General features: G+C 64.9%; 17 protein-coding genes. 8 read left to right on the top strand and 9 right to left on the bottom strand.

The window, feature by feature from the left end; translation table 11 throughout:
• Window positions 1–11 precede the first annotated feature (11 nt).
• Complete coding sequence (locus tag CYJ10_RS31595; protein WP_101685383.1) at window positions 12–2,693, top strand: tannase/feruloyl esterase family alpha/beta hydrolase; 2,682 nt, start codon at window positions 12–14, stop codon at window positions 2,691–2,693.
• A gap of 63 nt (window positions 2,694–2,756) precedes the next feature.
• On the opposite strand, the gene CYJ10_RS31590 is transcribed toward CYJ10_RS31595, so the two are convergent.
• Window positions 2,757–3,704, bottom strand: a complete 948-nt coding sequence (locus CYJ10_RS31590; protein WP_101685382.1) for a LysR family transcriptional regulator — start codon at window positions 3,702–3,704, stop codon at window positions 2,757–2,759.
• Window positions 3,705–3,829: 125 nt separating this feature from the next.
• Here CYJ10_RS31590 and CYJ10_RS31585 point away from each other — a divergent pair, with 125 nt between their 5' ends.
• The 4 genes from CYJ10_RS31585 (at window position 3,830) to CYJ10_RS31570 (ending at window position 7,421) form a co-directional block, all read left to right on the top strand.
• The gene (locus CYJ10_RS31585; protein ID WP_101685381.1) at window positions 3,830–4,948 is read left to right on the top strand and encodes an alpha/beta fold hydrolase; all 1,119 of its coding nucleotides are present in this window, start codon (window positions 3,830–3,832) and stop codon (window positions 4,946–4,948) included.
• 111 nt (window positions 4,949–5,059) lie between these two features.
• The gene (locus CYJ10_RS31580) at window positions 5,060–6,064 is read left to right on the top strand and encodes a Bug family tripartite tricarboxylate transporter substrate binding protein (RefSeq protein WP_101685380.1); all 1,005 of its coding nucleotides are present in this window, start codon (window positions 5,060–5,062) and stop codon (window positions 6,062–6,064) included.
• 199 nt (window positions 6,065–6,263) lie between these two features.
• Entirely contained in the window at window positions 6,264–6,908 is a 645-nt protein-coding gene (locus CYJ10_RS33975) for a hypothetical protein (protein ID WP_146002158.1), read from the top strand.
• A 48-nt stretch (window positions 6,909–6,956) separates the two neighbouring features.
• Window positions 6,957–7,421, top strand: a complete 465-nt coding sequence (locus CYJ10_RS31570) for a BON domain-containing protein (protein WP_101685378.1) — start codon at window positions 6,957–6,959, stop codon at window positions 7,419–7,421.
• Between the two features lie 193 nt (window positions 7,422–7,614).
• On the opposite strand, the gene ku is transcribed toward CYJ10_RS31570, so the two are convergent.
• The 4 genes from ku to ligD form a co-directional block, all read right to left on the bottom strand.
• Complete coding sequence (ku, locus tag CYJ10_RS31565; RefSeq protein ID WP_101685377.1) at window positions 7,615–8,709, bottom strand: non-homologous end joining protein Ku; 1,095 nt, start codon at window positions 8,707–8,709, stop codon at window positions 7,615–7,617.
• A 196-nt stretch (window positions 8,710–8,905) separates the two neighbouring features.
• Window positions 8,906–10,984, bottom strand: coding sequence for a hybrid sensor histidine kinase/response regulator (locus CYJ10_RS31560; RefSeq protein ID WP_101685376.1), 2,079 nt, complete (start codon window positions 10,982–10,984; stop codon window positions 8,906–8,908).
• A gap of 210 nt (window positions 10,985–11,194) precedes the next feature.
• A complete protein-coding gene (locus tag CYJ10_RS34370; RefSeq protein ID WP_180863128.1) occupies window positions 11,195–11,347 on the bottom strand; it encodes a hypothetical protein in 153 nt (50 codons plus the stop codon).
• 145 nt (window positions 11,348–11,492) lie between these two features.
• A complete protein-coding gene (ligD, locus tag CYJ10_RS31555) occupies window positions 11,493–14,231 on the bottom strand; it encodes a DNA ligase D (protein WP_101685375.1) in 2,739 nt (912 codons plus the stop codon).
• A 248-nt stretch (window positions 14,232–14,479) separates the two neighbouring features.
• Between ligD and CYJ10_RS31550 the strand changes: the two genes are divergently transcribed.
• Window positions 14,480–15,481: an SDR family oxidoreductase gene (locus CYJ10_RS31550; RefSeq protein ID WP_180863127.1), complete on the top strand. Its 1,002-nt coding sequence runs from the start codon at window positions 14,480–14,482 to the stop codon at window positions 15,479–15,481.
• 14 nt (window positions 15,482–15,495) lie between these two features.
• On the opposite strand, the gene CYJ10_RS31545 is transcribed toward CYJ10_RS31550, so the two are convergent.
• The 4 genes from CYJ10_RS31545 to CYJ10_RS31530 form a co-directional block, all read right to left on the bottom strand.
• Window positions 15,496–16,290 (bottom strand): SDR family NAD(P)-dependent oxidoreductase, encoded by a 795-nt coding sequence (locus CYJ10_RS31545; RefSeq protein ID WP_101685373.1) that lies wholly within the window; start codon window positions 16,288–16,290, stop codon window positions 15,496–15,498.
• 160 nt (window positions 16,291–16,450) lie between these two features.
• Window positions 16,451–17,820, bottom strand: a protein-coding gene (locus tag CYJ10_RS31540) for an IS3 family transposase (protein WP_374703210.1) whose coding sequence is annotated in 2 segments (ribosomal slippage) — window positions 16,451–17,352 and window positions 17,352–17,820 — 1,371 coding nt in all. Because the reading frame shifts where the segments join, the coding sequence is not laid out codon by codon here.
• Between the two features lie 86 nt (window positions 17,821–17,906).
• Entirely contained in the window at window positions 17,907–18,038 is a 132-nt protein-coding gene (locus tag CYJ10_RS31535; RefSeq protein ID WP_101685372.1) for an MFS transporter small subunit, read from the bottom strand.
• Between the two features lie 15 nt (window positions 18,039–18,053).
• Window positions 18,054–19,481 (bottom strand): L-lactate MFS transporter, encoded by a 1,428-nt coding sequence (locus CYJ10_RS31530; RefSeq protein WP_101685371.1) that lies wholly within the window; start codon window positions 19,479–19,481, stop codon window positions 18,054–18,056.
• Between the two features lie 967 nt (window positions 19,482–20,448).
• Between CYJ10_RS31530 and CYJ10_RS31525 the strand changes: the two genes are divergently transcribed.
• Window positions 20,449–22,431, top strand: coding sequence for a PhoX family protein (locus CYJ10_RS31525; protein WP_101685399.1), 1,983 nt, complete (start codon window positions 20,449–20,451; stop codon window positions 22,429–22,431).
• 202 nt (window positions 22,432–22,633) lie between these two features.
• Complete coding sequence (locus CYJ10_RS31520) at window positions 22,634–24,832, top strand: metallophosphoesterase (protein ID WP_101685370.1); 2,199 nt, start codon at window positions 22,634–22,636, stop codon at window positions 24,830–24,832.
• Window positions 24,833–24,842: the final 10 nt, after the last annotated feature.

The raw sequence follows: 24,842 nt of genomic DNA, 5'->3' as shown, positions 1-24,842 counted from the left end.
GGAGACGAACGATGACAACCGGATACAAGGGCCGCCCCGTTGCGTGGCGGCTGGCCGCTGCATTTTCCGTGGCGTTGCTGGTGACCGCCTGTGGAGGTGGCGACGATGCGCCGGCCACGGCGAACACGGGGAGCGCCGGCAATGCCGGAGGCGGCGGTGACGCGGGAACGACGCCGGCCACCCCGGCGCTCAGCGCGCAGGATGCGTGCAACGCGCTGAACGGCGCCAGCGTGCCGGCGTCGTCCCTGACGTTGCCAACGGGCGGTGCCAGCATCACCAAAGCCACCCTGATCGCGGCAGACGCCACTGGCAACACGCTGGGCGAGTACTGCCAGGTGCGCGGCGCTATTGCGCCGGTCGATGCGTCGGCGTCCAGCATCAACTTCGCCGTGAACCTGCCCACGCAGTGGAACGGCAAGGGCATCCAGTTCGGCGGCGGCGGCTTTGACGGCACGCTGATCGACGGCACCGAGACCGTGCGCTTTGCCTTGCCGGGCGAACCCGCCCCGCTGTCCCGTGGCTATGTCACCTGGGGCGACGACTCGGGCCACCAGAGCTCCAGCATCACCGATGGCCGCTTTGCCACCCATGACGAGCAGCTGGCCAACTATGGCGGCGACACGCTCAAGAAAACGCACGATGTGGCCATCGCACTGATCACGCAGCGCTACGGCAAGGCGCCAGTGCGCGCGTACTTCCTGGGTACGTCGACAGGCGGCCGCGACGCGCTGAGCTATATCCAGCGATGGCCGGCAGACTACGCCGGCGTGATCGCCAACGAGCCCGCGCTCAACTACACGGGCACGCGGCTGTCGAACGTCGCCGTGGGCCGGGCGCTGTACCTCAATAGCGGCGCAGGCTGGCTCAATATCAACAAGACGCTGATGGTGCAGAAGGCGGCCATGGATGCGTGCGACACGCTCGACGGCGTGGCCGACAAGGTCGTGAGCAATGTGGAAGGGTGCCGCATAGGCGCCATGCAGGTGCTGGCCAACCTGCGTTGCGTGGGCGGCACCGATACCGGCGACACCTGCCTGTCGGATGCGCAGATTGCCACAGTCAAGGTCATCGAGCAGCCCTTGCAGCTCAGCTATCCGCTCGCCAATGGCGTGACCGTCGCAGGCGGCTACAACCTCATGGAGGGCGCGCTGGTGGCGGGGCCATTCACCACGCGCGACCTCGGTACGCGTGCAGTGCCGGGCAATCCGGCCACCACTGCCGACGCCAACATGTACGTGACCGGCGACCAGTGGGTGAAGTACTTCGTCACCCGCAGTGCCACGTTCGACGCGCTGACCTTCGACCCGGCCAGCCCAGGTAGCTGGACGTCGCGCGTGCAGGCCGTATCGGCGCTGACCGATGCCACCAATCCCGACCTGTCCGCGTTCCTGGGCAAGGGCGGTCGCCTGATCATGCTGCACGGTCTGGCCGACGAGGTCATCAGCCCGAATTCCACCATCGCGTGGTACAAAGCCGTGATTTCGCAGGTGGGACAGACGGCCGTAGACCAGGGTATTCGTTTCTACACCGTGCCCGGCATGGGCCACGGTACGGGCAGCTTCCTGCCGGCGTGGAATTCGCTGACCGCACTCGAAAACTGGGTCGAGATGGGCGTGGCCCCCGGCACGCGCGAGGTGATGGACGCCAACGCCGGCACGTACGGACGTACCCGCCCGCTGTGCCAATACCCATCGTGGCCCAAGTACAAGGGCACGGGCAGCGCCGACGCCGCCATCAACTACACCTGCGAAGGCGCGACGGGCATCGTGCAGTCGTGTCTGAACCTGCCGTCGGTGGCGACCACGTGGAAGGGTGGCAACACCAATGGCGAGGAATTGTCGGTCCGCATCGACCCGGCAACGCTCAAGTACACCGTGACGATCGATGCCAGCGCCCAGCGTGCGGCCAACACCGTGATGACCGGGCAACTCGTCTCGCAGGGTGGCTGCACGTACGCCAGCGACGAGAACGGCGCGGAATTCTCGCTGACTGGCGGCGGTGTGCTGGCCGGTGGGGTCAAGCCGGTATCGGGCGGCGGCTTCCTGCCGCTGGTGGCGTTCCAGAACGTCTCTGCCGACTACAAGGCGGTGGCGGACATCTACAACGTCAATGGCATCCAGACCGCCGTTGCGGATGGATCGGTCACCGTGCGCAACGGGTCGGCGCGGCTGCGGTCGTCGGCAGCCACCTGGCAGACATGCGCAGCCACGGCCAGCGGCGGCTACATCGTCTATGACGCGGCCTGTACGAACACGACCAAGGGCTACATCGTCTGGAATGCCGCGCGCAACGCGTTCGACTACTTCGTGGGCGGTACCATCGCGGCGGGTGACGGAGTGCTGAGCGGATCGCTGGTCAGCGGCCTGGTCAACGGCGCACCGGTGCCTGTGATCCTGACGCGTTCGGCCGCGGCCTACGGCATGAACATCTACGCGCAACAGTCCACGACGGGCCTGGCGGCCGGCGCGGCTGACGGCGCGTATCGCGTGATGGCCACCAATGGCGAGCAGGTCAATGCCAACCTGAACGGCACGAGCATGGTGCGTAACGGGGTGTCGGGCACGCTGGCCTACAACACGCCGGTGCCGGGCGTGGTCGGTGCAACGGGTGGGGTGGTAGCATCGTACCTGTACAACAGTGGCCTGCTGATTGGCACCGCCGCCGGCCGCTTCGAGGTAGGGCTCCTGCACTGACCCGCCGCTCTGCCGTGGGATCGCCCCTGAATGTGCGGGGAGTGGGGCGATCCCGATCGGCAGCTACTCTTCCTCTTGCGATTTTTTGCGATGGCGTGCCGCAATGCGGTGGGTCAGCGCCACCAGCGCTGCCAGCGCGGCATCGTCCTGATCTTCTCGGTAACCGAGCGTCAGCGGCGCGCGCAGGCGGTCGGCCTCGACCATCCGGCAATACGCCACGCCATGACGATTCAGGCCTGCCATTGACGCCGGCACCACGCTGACCCCGGCGCCAGCGGCCACGAGATTGAGGTTGGTCAGCATGCGTTCGACTTCGGCGCCGATGCGTGGCGTGAAGCCCAGCGCCTCGCATTCGCGCAGCAGGTCGCCGTACATGCCCGGCGCGCCAGGACGCCGGACCAGGATGAACGGATCGGACGCCAGTTCGCTCAGCGAGACTGGTTCCGTGGCGTTTTGACCGCGCAGGGCCCGGCGCCGCAGCAGCGCGTGATCGAGCGGCAACGCAATCACCATCTCTTCTTCCAGCAGCAGGTCGAAGCGCACCCCTTCGGGGTGCAAGACCGGCGCCCGCAGCAGGGCGGCGTTGAGCGTGCCGTCCGCCAGCCGCTCGATCGCTTCGGCTGCATTGCATTCGGTGAGCGACAGCGCCACGCGCGGAAAATGCCGGCGGCATGCGCGCAGCACTTCGGGCGTGAGCTTGTGGGCGGCTGCGGAACTGGTGAAGCCGATGGCCAGCGCTCCTTCGTCGCCCCGCGCCATGCGCTGCATGCGTGCGCGCATCTGCTCGATCCGCGCGAACAGGTCGACGGTGTCGGCATGCAGCGCCGCCCCGGCGGGCGTGAGTGCCACGCCGCGCGGCTGGCGCTCAAACAGTGTCACACCCAGTTCCGACTCCAGCGCCTTGAGCTGTTGCGAAAGCGGGGGTTGCTGGATGCCGAGTTGTTCGGCGGCGCGCGTGACGGATCGGGTTTCGGCCACGGCCAGGAAGTAACGCAGGTGTCTCAGCTCCATCGATCTATATCCATGGCATATGGAATTCTTGTGATGCATATATTTTACGTTCGGCCGGTGTGGTCGTAGTATTGGCGTTTCGCCCGATGCGTGCGGGCGGCCAGATCAAACAAGGAGACACCCTCATGCGTCGCATTACGCAGTATTTGCTCGCCACCGCGCTTGTCGCGGCGGTGATGGCGCTGGCCGGTTGTGCCAGCCAGACCGGCACCACATCTGCCACGCCTGCCGCACCCGGCATGACCGCAGCGAAACCGCAGTGGCAGCGCCTGCACCTGGGCACGGGCGCTGGCTACGACTTCCCGGTCTATGCGAATCACGCGCTCAACGGCGATCTGCGCGGTATCCGTGAAGTGGTATTCGTCCAGCACGGTCTGCAGCGCAATGGCGACGACTACTACGACGCTGGCGCGGCCTTGTTGAAGGCCAGCGGCCGGAACCCCGACGAAGTGCTGCTGGTGGCGCCCAACTTCCCCGGCACGCCCGACACCGCCAAGCACTTCGACGATATGCCGGTGTGGACCGTGCAGGGCTGGATCGGCGGCGAGGACGCGGTGTCCGGCCCCGGCGCGGGTGTCAGTTCGCTGCAGGTGCTGGACGATCTGCTGGCCTACGTCACGGACAAGCAGCGCCTGCCGATGGTGCGCAAGGTCATCGTGGCCGGCCATTCGGGCGGTGCGCAGATCGTGCATCGGTATGCCGTGCTGAACAACGTGGACGAGAAGGTGCGCGCGTCCGGCATCGACCTGCGCTACGTGGTGGCCAATCCGTCGTCGTACCTGTACTTCACGCCGGATCGTCCGGTGGCGCCCGACTATCGCCGCTTTGCGCCCTACAGTACCAGCACCTGCGCGGACTACGACAAGTACCGCTATGGCATGCGGGATATGGTGGCGTATGCCCGGGGCGCGGACGGCATGGCCCTCTATCGCCGCTACATGCAGCGCCAGGTCACCTACATGGTGGGCAGCGAAGACAACGACCCGAACCATCGCGTCCTGGACAAGGCATGCGGTGCCGAGGCGGAAGGCCCCACGCGCCTGCAGCGCGCCCGCGCTTACTGGCGCTATGAGCAGACGCTGGCATCGCCGGGGCAGGCCAGCGCGCACCGGTCGTTCGAGGTGGTGGGGGTGGGGCACGACCAGGCCCGCATGTTCGGTTCGCAGTGTGGCGCGCAGGCGGTCTTGGGCACTGACCCTGCCGCCAACGGCAAGGGCGCGGCGTGTCGTGCCCCGCAGCCGTGAGGTGACGGGCGGCTAGTTCCGCTGGCATTGCCCGGGCGGGTTTGTCCGGGCGGCGGAGGTTGGCGCCCGGTGCTACGATGCCGCAGTTTTCCGATTCGTGCCGCCGCCTTCATGTCAGTTCCCGCTCGCCGGCGCGTCACTGCGGCATTGCTGGCCATGCCGTTTGCGCGTCCGTGGCTGCCAGCCACCGCTGCCCAATTCCAGTCTCACGTCCAGCCCTTGCATCTACTGGTCGGCTATGCGGCCGGCGGCGGCGCGGATCATGTCGCGCGCATCGTGGCGGACAGCCTCGGCGGCGATGGCGAGCCTGTCATCGTCGACAATCGACCGGGTGCGTCTGGCCAGATTGCCATGCATGAGGCTGCGCGGGCCGGTACCGACCGGCAGACGCTGCTGCTGGGCACGGTCGGCTCGGTCAGTATCGGTCCCTTGCTGGCTGGCAGCCCCGAAGCGCCGGCGCGTCAGCTGCAACCGCTGGCAATCGTCGCCAGTACGCCCCACGTGCTGTTGATGGCGGGCGACGGCACCCGGACCCGGCCAGACCAGGCACGCGCCACGCTGCAACGGCTGCTTGACGATGCCCGCGTACGTCCCGGTGAAATCGCCTACGCCTCTCTTGGCATTCATTCCAGCGCCCATCTGGTGGGTGAGCTGATGTGCCGCCAGGCCGGCGTTTCCATGGCGCATGTTCCGTATCCCGGCAGCGCGCGTGCGCTGGTGGACCTGCAGGGCGGGCACGTCGCATTGCTGGTCAGCACCCTGCAGGCTGCGTTGCCATTGATGCGGCAAGGCCGTGTGCGCGCCCTCGCGGTCACGGGCCGGGCACGCAGCCCATTGGCCCCAATGGTGCCGACGTTCTCCGAAGCCGGCATCGCCGGGATGCCGCAGGAGGCGTGGTACGGTGTGCTGGCGTCGCCAGGCGTGCCGGAGACGCGCCGGGTGACATTGTTCATGCGCTTGACTCGCCTGCTGCGCGAGCCATCGCTGCGACAACGGCTGGCGCAGGACGGCGCCGAGCCGCTGAGCCTGACCGGCCAGCAGGCCATCGACTATCTCGAACAGCAACGCGAAGTGTGGCGGCAAGCGCTGGTGGCGGTCTCGGGCCGGCTGGGGTGAGCACGCGCCTTCTTGCCGCAAGAAATGCCGCAAGAAATCGGACGGACAGTCGAGTCGGATTTGACGACGCCGTCTCAACGAAAGACGCCGGAACACCCATGGCGGATGCTCCGGCGCAGGACCCCGTTTCTGAGGCACGTCTTGACTTCAGACGCGGTGTGACAACCGTGGAGATGTCACTGCGGGGCCCGGAAAGCTAATGTCGGCAGAGTTGAAGTCCGTCGCAGCGTTACTGCTGACGGTTTTTGTCCTGCTGAGAACCTTGCTGCGATCCCTGCTGGCTGCCCGTGCCGCTTTGCTGCTGGTGCTGGCCCGAACCCTTGTCCTGGTTACCCATCTGGCCACCACCCTGCTGGCGTTGCTGATCCTGGCTACCTTGCTGCTGGTTGCCGCGCTGGCCGGGTTGCTGCTCCTGCTGCTTTTGTCCCGATTGGGATTGGCTACCTTGCTGTCCGGATTGGCTACCTTGCTGCTGTCCCATTGCTGTCTCCAAGTCCAATTCGCGGCGGGCTGCCGCATGGATGTAGCAGCAATCGGCGTGCCACGCGCCAAAGTCGGGGGTATGGCATCTGTCGGACATACAGGTAGCCGATGCACGACATGCCCGGTTGTCGCGATTTACAACGCATGCAGGGTTTTCACGCCAGAAGGGTGGTATGTCCGTGCCGCATGCGTTGACGTGTGCGCATGCTTCCGTTTAACGGCCCATGGCATGGGCATCGGCGGGATGTGGGCGATTCGTGCCGTGGCTTTGGAACGCTCCTTGCAGAAATCAGAGGGGCCGGACCCCGCAGCAGCGCGAAGTGCGCTGCAATGGGGTGTCGGCATACGTGCATCCGTGTGAATCGGCCTTGATTCATTGCGATTCAAACGCTAACAAGGAGATAGCACCATGAAAACCGTACATAAGCTTCGCATTGCCATGATGGTGACGGCGCTGGCCGCCGCCGGTGGGGCTCACGCGCTGGACAACGGGGGCTTCATGAAGGTCGCCGATACGAGTACAACGAGCGGATCGGCGATGCACCCCGCCCCCGCGAACAACGCATCCGGCATGTCGAGCCGTACCGAGGGCGACCGGACAAACGGCGCTACCACTGACTCCAGGACCGATGCCAGCGCAGACAACGCGAAGCAGGCGGTAACGGACAGCGCCCTGACCACCAAGATCAAGACGAAGCTCCTGACCGCGAAGGACCTGAAGTCCACCGGCATCCACGTCAAGACCAAGGATCGCGTGGTGAACCTGACCGGTTCGGTGCCGAGTTCAGAGCAGAAGCAACTGGCGGTGGATACGGTGAAGTCGGTGGAGGGCGTGGATTCGGTGAGTGACAACCTGAAGGTGTCGTCCCGCTAAAGGGGTGCGGGTGTCGTCCCGCCAGATCCGGTGGCAACGCGCCGCCCTGTAGCCACCCTGTAGCGATCGGTAGTATCGGTTGATGATGCGCGGCGACTGCGGTCGCCCCTGCGCTGAGCCGCGACCCTCCCACGTGTCGCGGCTCTTTTTCTTGTGCTTCCTGTGTCTTGTTGTGCTGCGTGGGGCTTCGCTGTCAGGCAGCCTTGCGCGCGGCACTTCGCGTCGAGGATTTTGCGGCTTTTGCGACTTTCTTCGCGGCCCGCTTCCGTGCCATTGCCTTCTTTTCCGTGGTGCCGGCAGCGGGTTTCCTACCGGGAGATGAGGTCGACGAGGTTGATGCGGTCTTTGATTTGGCCGTAGCCTTTTTCGCGGCCGGCCGCTTGGCTGCGGTGGCGGTGCCGCGTCGTGCGGGCTTCTGCTTCGGTGTCACCGCCGCTTCTTCGGCATCCGCTTCTTCGGCAACCTCCGCTTCGGCGCCTTCCTGGCGCTTGCCACGCTGTCCCAGGCTCTGCTTGAGCAGCGCCATCATGTCGATGACCTTGGCGCCCTTGCGGGCGGGGGCCGCCGTTTCGTCGGCCGCAGGCGTCAGCAGATGAGTCTTGCCGGCCTTGACCCTGGCGTGGATGCGGGCCAGCAGGTCCTCGCGATAGGTGTCGTGATACTGCTCGGGCCTGAAGACCTCGCTCATGTCTTCCACGAGCTTGGCAGCCATCTGTATCTCGCGGGCACTGGCGGCGTACTTCTTCCCGCCGGGCAGGCTCAGGTCGGCCACGGGCACGACTTCGTCCGCGAAGCGCATCGTGTTGAGTACCAGCGCCTTGCCCGCAACGAGCAGCGCCGCCAGATGCTGACGGTTCCGTAGCACCACCAGCGCCAGGGCGGCGCGTCCGGTTTTGCGCATGGTTTCATGCAGCAGCGCATAGCCGCGCTCACCGCGCTTGTCCGGCTCCAGGTAGTAGGGGGTGTCGAAGTAGTAGGGCGGAATCGCGGCGGCGTCGACGAAGCTGACGATATCCACCGTCTGCGTGGCCTCGACGTTGGCCTGTTTGAAGTCCTCGTCAGTCAGTACGACGTACTCGTCCTTTTCGTACGCGTAGCCCTTGACGATGTCGTCACGGTCCACCGGCTTGCCGGTGTGCTTGTTGATGCGTTGATAGCCCACCGGTGACATGTCGCGCTTGTCCAGCAGATCGAGATCAAGCGAATGCGCGCGTGACGCCGGTTTGACCGTGATGGGGATGTTCACCAGCCCGAAGCTGATGGCGCCCTTCCAGATCGCGCGCGACATAGCCGTTCAGCCGTCCGGTCGCTCAGGCCGCCCGCTGGGGCGGAGGCGGCGGCATGTCGCCGGGAGGCGGGTCGTTGACAGGCTCCGGTGTCGTGTCGGGCGGCTCTGGCGGCGGCATTTCCGGCTTCGGCGGCGTGATATCCGGTTCGGGGGTGATATGCATTTGCATGGTTGTCCTTGTGCGGGCGCTAGCCTCTCAGGCGTCGAGTTCTTCGAGCAGGCGCGTCAGGGCGTTGAGATCGGCTGGCTTCACCAGATGCAGATCGAAGCCGGCAGCGCGGGTACGGCGACGGTCGTCAGGCTGGCCGAATCCGGTCAGCGCCACCAGCCGGGCATTGCGCAGTTCGGGAATTTCGCGCAGCCGGCGGGCGGTTTCAAAGCCGTCCATGGTTGGCATCCCCAGATCCAGCAGGACGACATCGGGACGCACGGTGGCGGCGCACGCGATGGCGCTCATGCCATCGGGGGCGGTGACCACGGTGTGGCCCAGCGTTTCGAGCGTCATCGTCATGGCCTCCAGGGCATCGACGTTGTCATCCACCAGCATGATCGTATGCGTGGCTGTGGATGCCACACGCGTCTTGCCGCTTGCCGGATGCCAGGTCTGCCAGGGTTCCACAGGCAGTTCGACGATGAACGTGCTGCCCAGGTTCCGCCCCGGGCTTTCGGCGCTGATGCGGCCGCCATGCAGGGTCACCAGTTTCTGGACCAGCGTCAGGCCGATGCCGGCACCTTCTCGCGCGGCAAACGCGTCGGGGTCGGTCATGGCCGGTTGTAGGGCTTCCGGCTGCATCTGTTGCGTCTGCTGGGCCTGTTGCGTTGGCTGCGGCTGCTGCGACGCGTGCCGCCCGGCAGCGGTGCGGTCATCATGCTCGCCCGCGCCGTGTGCCGTCGCGTCGCCGCTGGCGACCGGTGCGAGCGGGTCGAAGAGTTGCCGCTGCATGTCCGGCGACAGACCATTGCCGTTGTCGCGCACGCGCACCACGACCTTGCCATCGGCCGCCGTGGCTTCGACGGCGATCTGTCCGCCTTCCGGCGTGAACTTGGCGGCGTTGTGCAGCACGTTGGCAAAGATCTGAGTGAGCCGCACCATATCGCCCCGCACGGGTAGCGGTTGCTCTGGCAGCGACAGGCGCAGCGTGTGGTGGCGCGTTTCCAGCAGTGGCCGCACGGTCTCGACGGCCGTATTCAGCGCGCCGCGCAGTTCCACCAGGTCGCGTCGCAGCGTGATCTTGCCCTGGTTGAAACGGGACACGTCCAGCAGTTCGTCGACCAGCCGGGTCAAGTGGTGCAACTGCCGGCTGATGATGTCGCGGGCCCGGAACATGTCCTCGCGGCTGGGCGAGAACTGCTGCAGCAGGTCAACCGCACTGCGCATTGGCGCTAGCGGGTTGCGCAGTTCGTGGGCCAGCATGGCCAGGAATTCGTCCTTGCGGCGCTCTTCGTTATGGAGCGTGCGCTCGGCGCGGTTGTGGCGCGTCACGTCCTGGCAGATGCCAGCCACGCGCAGGCATCGCCCATCGGCGCCGCGCACCGGAAATGCCCGCATATGCACTTCACGGATCTCGCCGTTGGGTCGTTCCAGCTGGAACTCCGAATCCAGACGGCCATCGCGCAGCATGCTCTGCCATTCCACTTCCATGCGCGCGCGATCGTCGGCGGTCACCCACTGCAGCCAGCGGGTCGGGTCCTGCTTGACGGCATCGGCGGGGCGGCCCCACAGGGCCTCGAACGACGGGCTCACGAACAGAAAGCGGCGTGTGGCGGGATCGATGATCCAGACCACGTCGGCCAAGGCTTCGGCCAATTGGCGGAACAGGTCTTCGTTCTCATGCAGCGCCTGCGACGTGCGCCGGAAGGCGTCCTCGGCCCCCCGCATCCGCAGCAGCGCGTTGATGTTCGATACCAGCTCCTCGGGTTCCACCGGCTCCACCAGGAAGGTGTCCGCGCCGCCGTCCAGCGCTTGCACGCGGCGGTGGGAATCGGTCACACCGGGCGACGTCAGCAGCACCATGGTGCGGGCGGTTTGCGGATCGCTCTTGATCAGGCGGCAGACATCCAGGCCGTCGATGTCGGAAAGCTGGCCGGAGAGCAACACCAGGTCTGGCGCGTGCTGGCGGACCAGCGACAGCGCGGCCTGTCCGTCGGAAGCCTCCAGCACGGCGAAATCCGCGCGGTTCAGGATACGGCTCTTGACGTAGCGCGGCCCCTCTCGGCCCTCGACATTGAGGACTAGCGGTCGACGCGTCGGGTGGTGGGCAGGCGTGGCGTTCATGGCTGACTGGCGGCAGACATCGCCGCTTTGGCTTTGGTAATGACAAAGGTAATGGCAAGGAATGGCGCGCCCAGGGCACGAGCCGGCACAGCATGCCCCCCTGCAACCTCCGCAGGTGGCGCCGACCTATCCTGAGTTGTAATTTTTACCTTCATTCCGCCCATATCGGTTGTATTTATGACATTCCTGCAAAAGGTGGTGGATGGGACGTCAATCGCCCAGCATATGGATAGGCAACCTTGCTCCGGCGGCGCGTGCATCGGCCGGCGACGCCAGCAGGTAAGCCAGTGCCAGCATCAGCACACCAATGACGGCGCGCTGCCAGAATTCGCGCGAATACCAGGGATCGGGGTCTTGTCTCATCGTTTCCAGTCCAGCCTTGGGCATTTCGGGCCCAGGTTCTGGGTGCTGAGTGGCAAGAACCGTGCCGCGCATGGCGCGATGGCTGACAGACGGACGCCGACACGGTGGCCGGGCGCTGTGGCGTTAAGGGATGCGCGTGCCGCAATCAGGCGTTGTCGAGCAGCTTGCGGGCCTGCGTGAGCGTCTGGCGCACCTTGTCGTGGCCGCCCCATGGGTCGTGGCGCGCCAGTTCGTCGAGCCGGGGGTCGACGTTGGCAATCGTCCACTGCGCGGCGCCGGTCAGGTCGTCGAGTTCGTCCCAACTGACCGGGATCGAGACCCCTAGCCCCGGCCGCGCCCGTGCCGAAAAGGCGGCGGCCGTGGTAGCGCCGACACCGTTGCGCAGGTAATCGATGAAAATCTTGCCAACCCGGTTGCGCGGACCGCTCTTTGCTACAAAGCGTTCGGGAATGGTGCGCGCCATATGTGTCACGACGTCCTGCGCGAAATCGCGCACGGCGTCCCAGCCCGCGCGGGGAGACAGCGGCACCACCACATGCAGTCCCTTGCCGCCGCTGGTCTTCAGGAAGCTCTGCAGCGACAGCGCGTCGAGCAGCGCCTTGACCAGGCTGGCGGCCTCCTGGATCTCGCGCCAGCTGACGCCTTCGCCGGGGTCGATGTCGAAGACGATCTGGTCGGGCTTGTCGATCGCGCGCGCCCTGGCATTCCAGGTGTGGAATTCCACGACGTTCAACTGCGCCGCCTCGACGATTGCCGACGCCGTGGTAATTTCCAGCAGGGGCGGATGGCCCGGCCACAGTTCGGGTTCCAGCGCCTTGACGCCCTTCACGTGCAGCGTGTCGCCATGACGCTGGAAGAACTGCTCGCCATCGATACCGGACGGCGCACGGACCAGGGCCAGCGGGCGCCCACGCAGGAATGGCAGCATCAGCCCGGCGGCGTGGGCGTAGTAGCCGACCAGATCGCCCTTGGTCAAGCCTGTGGATTTGTCGATCACGCGGTCCGCATGGCTGACCACGACGTTGCCAATGGCGGCCTTGGCGGCCCTGGTTGCGGGTGTCCTGGAAGCCGACTTGGTGGCCGGCTTGGCGGCGGCCTTCGTTCCCGCCCTGGCGGCGGTCTTTGTGGTGGCTTTCGCGGCGGTCTTTGCCCACGGGGCGCCGGTTGGCGTATCGGAGCGGGCGGGCACCTCCAGCGTCACCGCGGCGGCCGGCTTGTCGGTGCGCAGGGCATGGAACACGGAATGGCGGATGCGGCCCTCGCGCGTCCAGGCGCCGAACGTCACTTCGGCCACCAGCCTGGGCTTGACCCAGTGCCCCTTGATGCCGCGCGGCAGTGGCGCGAACGGCGTGTCGTCGGTGCGCAGCGCGTCCAGCTGCTTGCGCAGGGCATCGAGCATGGCCGTGTCGAAGCCGGTGCCGACATTGCCGACGTAACGCAGCTTGCCGTCCGCGTCATGCAGGCCCAGCAGCAGCGATCCCAGCCCGCTGCGGCTGCCCTTGGGGTCGGTGTAGCCGCCAATCACGAATTCCTGCCGGTTCTGGCACTTGAGCTTGATCCAGGAGCTGGCGCGTGCGCTGACGTAGGGGGCGTCCACACGCTTGCCGATGATGCCTTCGAGCTTCATGCGGCAGGCCGCATCGAGCATGTCGGCCGGAGCGCCTTCAAAGTTGTCGCTGAAGCGCAACCGGTTGGACGCATGCCCGGCCAGCAGGCCATGCAGCAGGGTGCGGCGTTCCGCCAGCGGCACGGCGCGCAGGTCGTGCCCGGCGAACCAGGGCAGGTCGAATGCGTAGTACTGGATGGATTCGGCGTGGGCCGTTTCAAAGGCATTCTGCAAGGCCTGGAAATCGGTGATGCCGTGCGCGTCCACCACGACGATCTCGCCATCGAGCCACCCATCGGGCCAGCCCAGGCTGGCGATCTCGGCGGCCAGCGCGCGCAGCTTCGAGGTCCAATCGTTGCCATTGCGCGTGAACAGGCGCACATCCGTGCCGTCGATGCGCGCGACGATGCGGTAGCCATCGAACTTGATCTCGTATTGCCACTGGGTGGGGTCTGCGGGCGGCTTGTCGACCAGCGTGGCCAGTTGCGGCGCCAGCGCCAGGGGCAGGGCCGCCTTCTTGGCCCCGGCCGGCAACGGGGGCAGCTTGCCGCTGCCCTTCTTCGATGACGCCTTCGCCGCCGCTTTAGTCGACCCTTTAGTCGACCCTTTCGCCCCCGCTTTGGTCGACGCTTTCCGTTTCGCGCTGGCGGCTTTGCCCGCCGCCGCCTTGGCCGTGCCGGCCAGCACGCTGTCGGGCATGGCGTCCACCACGTCGAACTCCGACGCGGGCCGCGCATACGCGTCGCGCTCCTTGATCAGCAGCCAGGCGTTGTCGTCGGGCGCCTTCTTGCCGCCCATGCGCACCAGCGCCCAGTGGCCCTGGAGCTTTTCTCCGCGCAGCTCGAACTTCAGCTTGCCGTCCCGATAGCCGGCCTCCGGGTCGGCGTCGGGAATCCATACGCCGCGATCCCAGACGATGACCGTGCCCGCGCCGTAATGGCCGGCGGGTATCACGCCTTCAAAGTCGGCGTAGTCCAGCGGGTGGTCTTCCACGTGAACGGCCATGCGCTTGTCTGCCGGATCGAAGCTTGGCCCTTTCGGTACGGCCCAGCTCTTGAGCGTGCCGTCCATTTCCAGCCGGAAGTCATAGTGCAGGCGCCGCGCCGCGTGCTTCTGGATAACGAAGGCATGGGAATTGTTGCCGCTGGCAGCCTTGCTGGCGCAGGGCGCGCGCTTGCCGCTGGGTTCGGGCGTGGCCGCGAAGTCGCGCTTGCGCTGGTACTTGCCCAGCGGGGCATCTGACGCGGCGGGGGCAGCGGAGGCAGCGGTTTTGGCCATGAACGGACACGTCCGGGCGGGTGGCGGTGCCTTCAGCTTATGCAGCGCACGCCGCGTGCGAAAGCGGGGGCCGTCCTACACCGGCAGGCGACATTTTTCCTTGTTTGTAATTCCTGACCGCATTTGCTGCGCCGCACATCGGCCAGGGGGCATGGCCGGCGCGGGCACGGGTTGTGCGACGGCAGGCAGGGATCTGATCCGACTCCACCCCTTCCATCGACTCAACCCATCCAGGCAAGAGAGGCATCATGAAGACGCTGAAGAAGATTGGCTCGCAGGTCATCGTGCTGACGGGCGCCACGAGCGGCGTGGGCCTGATCACGGCTCGCAAGGCCGCCGTGCTGGGCGCCAAGCTGGTGCTGGTGGCGCGCGGCGAGGATGCGTTGCACAAGCTGGCCGAGGAACTGCGCGAGCACGGTACCGAAGTCATCACCGTCACCGCCGACGTGGGCAAGCACGAGGACGTGGCGCAGATCGCGCAGTCGGCCATCGAGCGCTTTGGCGGCTTCGATACGTGGGTCAACAATGCCGGCGTGACGATCTTCGGCCGCCATGACGATGTGCCGCTCGAGGACCACCGCCGGCTATTTGAAACGAACTACTGGGGCGTGGTGCACGGGTCGCTGGCGGCCGTGGCCCACCTGCGGCAGAACGGCGGGGCGATCATCAACATGGGCAGCGAGTCATGCGACTGTCCGCTGCCGCTGCAGAGTTCGTACGTGGCGTCGCAGCATGCCATCAAGGGATTTACCGACACCCTGCGGCTGGAACTGGAGCAGGAAAAGGCGCCCGTATCGGTCACCCTGATCAAGGCGGCGGGGCTGGATACGCCGATCGTCACCCACGCTAAGAACTTCCTGCACGTGGAGCCGAAGCAGGCGTCGCCCCTGTACGATCCGTCGATGGCGGCCGAGGCCATCCTGTTTGCTGCCGAGCATCCGCGCCGCGACCTGTTCGTGGGCGCGTCCGCCAAGGCGTTCTCGGCGGCGGCGTACTACGCGCCGCACACGTTCGATCGCTTCATGCGGCGCTTCATGGGCCGCGCACAGCAAACCGACATGCCGGCGGGGCCGCGCGACGACAACACGCTGCATGCGGCCGGCAACAGCCTGGTGGAGCGGACGGGCGACCGCCGGGCGTTGAAGTCGTGCCCCTATACGGCCTCCACCCGCCACCCGATACTGACCACCGCGCTGGTGGTGGGCGCATCGGCGGCCATGGCCGCGCTGATGCGCCACCGGCGCGGGTAGGGGGCGGGGAGCCTTCAGATGATGATGTCGACCACACCGCCGTCGACGCGCAATGCCGCGCCGGTGGTGGCCGAGGCCTGCTTTGAGCACGCGTAGACGATCATGTTGGCCACCTCGTCGACGGTGGCCGCGCGCTGGATCAGCGACGTACTGCGGTGCGCCTTGACGAAATCGGCAGCCACCTCTTCGGCCGACTTGCCGGTCTTCGCGATTTCATCCTTGAGCATGGCTTCCACGCCTTCCGACAGCGTCGGACCGGGCAGCACCGAGTTGACGGTCACGCCAGTGCCGGCCAGCCGCTTGGCCAGGCCGCGCGACACCGCCAGCTGGGCGGTCTTGGTGAACCCGTAGTGGATCATCTCCACGGGGATATTGACGCCTGATTCCGACGCCACGAACACGATGCGGCCCCACTTGCGCTGGACCATGCCGAGCGCGTAGGCGCGTGAGAGCCGCACGCCGGTCAGCACGTTGACCTCGAAGAAGCGCGACCATTCGCTGTCCGGGATCTCGAAGAAGTCCTGCGGCTGGAAGATGCCCAGGTTGTTCACCAGGATGTCGATGTCGGGATGGGTCTTGACCAGCGTGTCGCTGACTGCGGCGTCGACCAGGTCGCCGGCAAAGCCCGTCACGTCGGCCTCGGGCACGGCGGCCTTCAACGCCGCGATGGCCTTGTCGACGCTGGCCTGGCTGCGGCCGTTAAGGATCACGCGTGCACCCGATTCGGCCAGGCCGCGCGCGGTGGCAAAGCCAATGCCGGCGGTGGACCCAGTTACCAGGGCGGTCTTGCCCGACAATTCGATCTTCATGTGAACTCCAGGGTTGGGGTAGGCCCGTCAAGTGTATGAAGTCGGAGGCAATGTGCAAGCCGGACGGCTGGAATGCAGCATTCCTGGCGTGCGTTGCCGCAAAAAAACGAAAAAGGCCGCAATCGCTGAACTGACCCCAGAAAGTTGGACAGTTGATTTGCTAGGCTAGAGAGGGCTGAGTCCTGTACTTCACGGGACTCAGCCCTTTAAGTTTGAGCTTGATGCGGTCGTGATTGTAATAGTGAATGTATTGGCGCAGGCCTTGCTGTAGCTCCTCGACGCTGGCGAACTTGTTCAGGTAGAAGAACTCGGACTTCAGGGTGCCGAAGAAGCTTTCCATGGTGGCGTTGTCGAGGCAATTGCCCTTGCGGGACATGCTGGGACGGATTCTGCGCTGTTTGAGCATCCGCTGATAGGCCGGCATCTGGTACTGCCAACCCTGATCGGAATGCAGCAGCGGTCGGTCCTTCGGGCTGAGGCGGCGGAACGCCTTCTTCAGCATATTGCTCACCATCTCGAAGGTGGGCCTACGGGCAGTCTCGTAGGCGATGATCTCGCCGTTGTACAGGTCCAGCACCGGGGAGAGGTACAGCTTCTCGCCGGCCACGTTGAATTCGGTCACGTCGGTTACCCACTTCCGATTCGGACGCCTGGCCTGGAATTGCCGTTGCAGAACATTGGGTGCGACACGGCCTACCGTGCCCTTGTAGGAGCGGTATTTCTTCGGCCGGACCAACGACTTCAGTCCCATCTCTCTCATGAGGCGCTGAACCGTCTTGTGGTTGACGATCGTGCCGGTTTGCCGGATTACCGCCGTGATGCGGCGGTAGCCATAACGGCCCATGTGCCGGGCAAAGAGTTCGCGAATGCGCGCTTTCAGCTCCGTATATTTGTCGTGGGCCTGCAGCACGGCCTGCTGGTAGTAGAACGTGCTGCGCGCCAGTCCTGCCACCCTCAGCAAGCCGGCCAACGGGTACTGCTGCCTCAGCTCAAGCACTATTTGCGCTTTTTGGGTTGCGCAGATGTCTTGCTCGCTTGAACCAAGGCGTCGAGCTTTTTTAGGTACGCGTTCTCCATGCGCAGGTAGTCCAACTCTTCAAGGAGTTCTTCGCGCGTGCGCGTCAGGTCGCCTGATGACCGCGATGGCTTTGTCTTGGGAGTCCGTTGTGGCATCTTGCTGGGCCGTCGTCCCCTGGGGCGAGGCGTCAGAGCTTCTAAACCCCCAGCATCATACTGGCGTTCCCACACGCCAATGGCGCCGCTACCGCGGATGTCGAACAGCGCCGCCACTTCCCGATGCGACAAGCCTTGGCGGCGCATCCGCTCAAGCACGGAGAGCTTGAACTCTGCGCTGTAGGTCTTGTACCTGCGCTTGAGACTGGCTTGGCCATGCAGCCGATAGGCTGCAACCCACCGCCGCACCGTCCCCTCGTCAATCCCATAGCGCTTGGCGAGCGCGCCGGCCCCTGCGTGCCCGGTCAGATACTCCTTGATGACCGACAGTCTGAACTGCTCGGTGTACCTATACATGAAAACACCCCAAAAGTTGGTGTCCAACTTTTGGGGTGCAGTTCATCGCTTGCGGCCTTCGGTGCGTGCCCGGGAAGGGCAGGCGCTTAGTGGAACAGCTTCATCGCCTGGGTGATGGTGTTCGACACACCCCACACCAGCGGTACGAGCACGTAGAGCCAGAAGACGGCCAGCAGGCCCTTGTTGGTCGGTTGTGCGTTGAGGTTCTGGTTTTCCATTTGCATGACTCCTGATCAGTGGGCCGCGCCGGCGCTGGCGCCCAGCTTGGCCACGTCGGCATCGCTCATGTGGTGCTTGGCGTTGACGCGCGACACCACCAGGTTGCAGATGAAGCCCACCACCAGCAGGCCGGCCATGATGTGCAGCGTCATGGCATAGGCCGAGGCGCCGGTCACGCCGTGCGCCACCTGGTATTCGCGGATGTAGTTCACCAGCACCGGGCCGGCAATGCCCGCGGCTGCCCAGGCGGTCAGCAGACGGCCGTGGATGCCGCCGACGAAGGCGGTGCCGAACATGTCGGCCAGGTAGGCCGGGATAGTGGCGAAGCCGCCGCCGTACATCGACATGATCACGCAGTAGCCCAGCACGAACAGCGCGATATTGCCGCTGGCGCCCAGTTGCGGCACCAGCCAGTACAGCACGGCGCCCAGCGCGAAGAACACGAAGTAGGTGTTCTTGCGGCCGATCCAGTCGGACGACGAGGCCCAGAAGAAGCGGCCACCCATGTTGAACAGCGACAGCAGGCCCACGAAGCCGGCGGCGGCCGCGGCGCTCACGGAACCCTTGAAGCTTTCCTGGATCAGCAGCGAAGCCTGGCCGAGCACGCCGATACCGGCCGTCACGTTCAGGAACAGCACCAGCCACAGCAGGTAGAACTGCGGGGTCTTCAGCGCTTCGTCGATGTGCACGTGGTTACGCGTGATCATCTTGTTCTCGACCACGGGCGGGGTCCAGCCTTCCGGCTTCCAGCCGGGTGGCGGAACGCGGATGGCCAGCGAACCGATGGTCATCGAGATGAAATAGCCCACGCCCATGACCAGGAAGGTCTGGGTGACGCCCACCGAGGTGGCGCTCTTGAAGTAGTTCATCAGTGCCACGGACAGCGGCGCGGCGATCATCGCGCCGCCGCCGAAACCCATGATGGCCATGCCGGTGGCCATGCCGCGGCGGTCCGGGAACCAGCGGATCAGCGTCGACACCGGCGACACATAGCCCAGGCCAAGTCCGATGCCGCCCAGCACGCCGTAGCCCAGGTAGAGCAGGACGATCTGGTGCGTGTAGACGCCCAGCGCGGAAATCAGGAAACCGCCACCAAAGCAGCAGGCGGCCGTGAACATGGTGCGGCGCGGGCCGACACGTTCGAGCCATTTGCCGGCAAATGCGGCCGAAATGCCCAGGAAGAAAATCGCCAGCGAGAAAATCCAGCCCAGCGTGGTCAGCTTCCAGTCATCAGCCACGGATTCGGTAATGCCGATCACCTTGGAAAGGGGGGCATTGAATACCGAAAACGCATAGGCCTGGCCGATGCAAAGATGCACTGCAAGCGCGGCCGGCGGCACCATCCAGCGGGAAAATCCCGGTTTGGCGTAGGTGGCTTCTTTCGAGAAGAACGGCGCCGACCCTTGGGACGGCATGCCACCTTCATTCATAACACTGCTCATTGGATGTTCTCCAGTCGTGGATCCTCGGTAATCCGTCCGTGCAGTCTGGCGCGCCCGCCGGGTCTGGTTAGCCCGTCGGTTGACCCCGTCACACCCTGGGTTGGATTACCTCCAGAGGTTGTCGCCGTGCCGGGCTTTCAGAGACGTTTTGGCCCGGGAATAGCGACAGTTGCTACGGGGTTGCTACAAAACGGATAGACGGAATTCGGGCGCGCGGACGCGCGCCGGCGAGACCCGAAGGGGCCGGGAATGAGGGCGGCTGGAGACGCGTGCTGCGTCCCATCATGGAATGGATCATTGTTTTTCCGGCTGGGGCGAACAATATATGCAGGAGGTTGCATATATTGCCGTGGAAAATATTATGCGCAGAACCATAGCCGCCCGGATTGATCACTTCAATAGGCTAAAGATGACATATTCCCCAGATACCTGAATTTATGGTGCTCATGAGAAAAAATTCGGAGTGGTTTCCAGTATTCGTTTGATTTTCACCACACTCCGGTAGCCATTGGGCGGCCGGTTTGGCCCTCGCCGGCGGGCCGCCGGCGCAAACATCAGCCATGGATTTGCCTGGTCGTATGTCAAGACAGGCTGTCATGAAATGGACATGGACAGTCACTACGATCCGTTCCCGTGGCGGTTTTCCTCTGCCATGAAAGGACAAGCCGGTCGAACCAGAAATGGGGTGCAACGGGCGACATAGTGGGTGTCGCGCGGACCGGCGCATTGACGCGCTGCGGCCAGAACCTGGCTGCGGCGTTTTTTTTTGCCCGCGATTTGTACCGGGCAGCGGCCGGACATGCAACAGATAGTTGGATGTATGCCTCATTCATGTCGGGTTCAACTTGTTGTCATAAACGCCCAATAGGATGCGTTCCGGCGCGGCTTTGTGCCGCCGACCTCACAAGGGCGAATGACCGGCCATTGGCAGGGCGCGTTCGATAACAACCAGACGGGAACCATACAGATGTTTGAAAAACCTGACGCTTCGCGCCGCAAGGCACTGAAACTCCTGGCCGGCGTGCCGATGCTGCCTCTGGGCCTGGCTTCCACGTCGCTGCTGGCCGGTTGCGGCGGCGGCGACGATGCGCCTGCAGCGGTGACGCCGGGCGGTACGCCAGGCACCGTTACCCCGAGCTTCGCTTCGGCCGAGTTCACGGCCATGCCGGCACCTTCGCTGAGCAACCCGGCCGCCATGGCCACGACCACGGTCGGCTCCAGCCTGTCGGTGAAGCTGAGCGACGGCAGCACCCAGACCTACAAGCTGGCGTACCAGCCGTTCTTCATGACCGGCGACCTGGTGCCGGACGGCAACGGCGGCCAGATCTTGGCCGGCGGCTACTTCAACATCAACAACAGCCCGATCATCGATCCGTCGGTGGCTGGCAACAAGCAGTTCTTCTCCGATTCGCCGGACGGCACGTCGCTGCTGAAGATCGAAGGCGCCAAGGTTGCCGGCGTGAAGGGCAACACGGTCTTCGCCGTGGTGCAGTTCGAGTACACGACGTGGGACCAGGCCAAGGTCAAGGACATGTACGGCCGCCTGCCGTCGCCGATCGCCGTGCTGACACTGGACCAGGACCCGGCCACCGGCAAGCTGTCGCTGGTGAAGTACCACAACGTGGATACGTCGGGCGCCAACGGCCTGTGGATCACCTGCGGCGCCAGCCTGTCGCCGTGGAACACCCACCTGTCGAGCGAAGAGTACGAGCCGGACGCGCGCACCGCTGCCACGAACGCGCAGTGCCTCGACTATGCACTGAACCTGTACGGCACCGCGTCGGTCCCGTTCAACCCGTACCTGTACGGCCACCTGCCGGAAGTGACGGTCAACGCCGACGGCACGGGCTCGATCAAGAAGCACTACTGCGTGGGCCGCATCTCGCACGAACTGGTGCAGGTGATGCCGGACAACCGCACGGTGCTGATGGGCGATGACGCCACCAACAGCGGCCTGTTCGTGTTCGTCGCCGACAAGGAAAAGGACCTGTCGGCCGGTACGCTCTACGTGGGCAAGGTGGGGACTGGCTTCTCGGTGGACCCCGCCGCGGCCGGCGCCGATATCACGTGGATCAAGCTGGGCCACGCGACGAGCGCGCAGGTGGAAGCCTGGGCGAAGTCGCACACGTTCGCCGACATCATGGACTACTCGGCCACCGATCCGGGCGACACGACGTACAAGAAGATCATGTACAGCGGCGCCGCACAGTGGGTCCGCGTCAAGGCCGGCAAGGAACTGGTTGCCGCATTCCTGGAAACCCACCGTTACGCAGCCCTGATGGGCGGCAGCATGGGCTTCACCAAGATGGAAGGCACGACGGTCAACATCAAGGACAAGATCGCCTACTCTGCGCTGCAGAACATCGTCGACTCGATGGTGCTCAACAACACGGCCAAGGGCTGGTATGCCGAAAGCAACATCAGCGTGCCTGCCGCGATCAATTCGGGCGGCGTGATGCAGCACAAGCTGGCCGGCGGCCAGTCGGATACGTCGGGTGCCGCCATCAACAGCGAATGGATGCCGGTGCATACCCAGGCGCTGATCGTCGGCAAGGACATCACCGCTGACGCGCTGGGCAATACGTCCGATCCGGAAACCATCGGCAACCCGGACAACCTGAAGTTCTCGGAAAAGCTGCGCACGCTGTTCATCGGCGAGGACAGCAGTCGCCACACCAACAACTTCCTGTGGGCGTACAACGTCGACACGAAGAAGCTGTCGCGCCTGATGTCGGTGCCGGCTGGTGCGGAATCGACGGGCCTGCACGCCGTCGACGAGATCAACGGTTGGACCTACATCATGAGCAACTTCCAGCACGCCGGGGATGGCATCAAGACGCAGGTCAAGACGCAGGTGGAGCCGCTGGTGTTCGCCAACTACAAGAACGGCCTGGGCGCATCGGTGGGTTACCTGACCGCCGACGCCACGAGCGTGAAGCTGGGCAAGTAAGACTGGCTGCCGTCAGTCATGAAGGCGCCGCGGGCCATCCGGTCCGCGGCGTTTTTTTCGAGGGTCCCGTCAGAAGGCCCGGACATTCCGCACATTGAGTCACGGCTGCGTCACTTTCGCTCTCTACCATCGTCGGGCTGTTAGAGCCCCTGCGCCCAAGGGTGCAACGGCGCAGGCCATAAGATGTGAACAAGAGAGTTGTATGACCCGGAAGAAGCCGTTTCACCATCCCTTGGCCGCGCTGATGACAGCGTCGGCATTGCTGCTCGCAGCGTGCGGCAGCGACGACAATCCCAATGCGGGGACGAACCCGCCGGCAGCAGGCCCGACGCCGAGCCAGCCCGCCGAGGCAGCGACCACGAAGGTCGCCTTCATGCCCGACATCCACTTCCACGACGTGTATGCCACGTTCCAGGACGGGTCGTTTCCGGGCGTGCCCAACAGCAAATCGGGCCGCAATGCGACCATCCGCCTGATGCAGGCGCAGATGACGTCGACGCGCCTGTTCAACGAGAATTACTTTGCCTTCCTGGCCGCGCTGGACGACGCGGTGGCGCGCGGCATCAAGTTCATTGCACTGCCCGGCGACTTCTCCGACGACGGCCAGCCCGTGCATATGCGTGGCCTCAAGAAGGTGCTGGACCAGTACAGCGAACGCTACGGCATCCAGTTCTTCGCGGCCCCTGGCAACCACGACCCGAACCGCCCGCTTGCGCGTGCCGGCGGCAAGTCAGACTTCCTGGGCATCGATTCGTCCAATGGCCGCGTCGGCTTTCCGCAGCCGGTCTATAGCCGTGGCGGCAACGCGGACTGTTCGTCGGGCTATTCGGGGCAATGGGCCAAGGTCAACACGAGCTACTGCACCGAAGAGATCCAGGAAGGCGGCTACGCGACGGTCATGAATGCGATCGAGCAGCACGGCCTGATGCCGAAGGGGTCGTACCGTTACTTTGAAACGCCCTACAGTCGGTATTCGCAGTCGAACTACTCGCTGCAGACCGCATTGCAGCAGGCTGACTGGGCGAACCGCCAGTACGAGATCTGCAAGGAAGGCACCGGCGGCCAGTTCAAGAAGCCGGCCTATACCTTCTGCAAGATGGTGCCCGATACCACCTATCTGGTGGAGCCGGTTGAAGGTCTCTGGCTGGTCGGCATCGATGCGAATGTGTACGTGCCGACCGGGCCGGGCCAGAACGATTTCAACGGCTCGGGCGACGCCGGCTACAACATGATGCTGACGCACAAACAACACGTGATCACCTGGCTGACGGACGTGGTGGCGCGTGGCAAGGCCGCCGGCAAGCAGGTCGTGGCCTTCAGCCACTTCCCGATGAGCGAGTTCTTCAACGGGGCTTCGGACGACATCATCGCGCTGCTGGGCGCAGGAAAGATGCAGATGGTGCGGCGTCCGAAAGAGGACGTCACACGTGCCCTGGCAGACACCGGCCTGCAGGTGCATGTGGGCGGGCATATGCACTTCAACGACACGGGCGTTCGCAACTACGACGGCAAGCACGCACTGGTCAACATCCAGGCGCCGTCGATGGCGGCGTATGTGCCGGCGTACAAGGTGCTGACCATCGGCCGCAATGACGTGGTGGATGTGCAGACCGTCCGGCTGGACAACGTGCCGCGTTACGACGAGCTGTTCGAGCACTATCGCGAGGAACACCGCTATTTCACCGACTTCCCGGCGATGATCCCGGGCGGCGGCGAACTGTGGGATGCCTCGATCCTGAACGCCACGAACTACGCCGACTTCAACACGCGCTACATGTCGGAATTGGTGCGCCTGCGGTTGCTGAAGGACGACTGGCGCTGCGAGATGCGCGAACTCGTGAAGAGCCCGCTGACGGGATCGGAGATGCTGATCCTGTCGCAACTGCAGACGACGGTCACGCTGAAGGAACTGGCGAATACCGGCACGCGCAACAACCTGTCCACGGCGTTCTTCAACTGCCTGGCGGATGCAGGCGGCGCCGGCACGGCCAATCCTCAGTACGCGACCGACTATGCCACGGCACAAGCCAAGGCCCGCGCGCTGGCACAGGCCAACGGCATGCAGCTCGAAGACTTCGACCAGTGGAAGGCGCTGGACCTGGCCGGTGACTTCGTGCGGCTTGCCAACGCCGGCGATCTCGCGTTCGCGGATATTCCCGACGCCCGTGCACGCCAGTACAAGCTGATTGCCCAGGCGCTGCAGGCCACGTCGTCCAGCATCACGCTGGCGGGCGAGCAGGTCAACAACAGCAACACGGTGGCGGCGTTGTATCAGGCGCGCTTCAAGCCGCTGATGGCGATCATGCTCAAGCTCGCCAACGGGGCGCCGACGCGCCATTTCACGATCGACCTGAAGTCCAATCAGTTGACCGATTTGACGAACGAGCCGTCGAAGTTCTGACGGGCATCCC

It is taken from the genome of Cupriavidus pauculus (assembly GCF_002858765.1).
GTDB classification, from domain to species: Bacteria; Pseudomonadota; Gammaproteobacteria; order Burkholderiales; family Burkholderiaceae; genus Cupriavidus; species Cupriavidus pauculus_B.
Note: the sequence above shows the minus strand (reverse complement) of the source record. Positions and strands in the feature narration are given on the sequence as shown.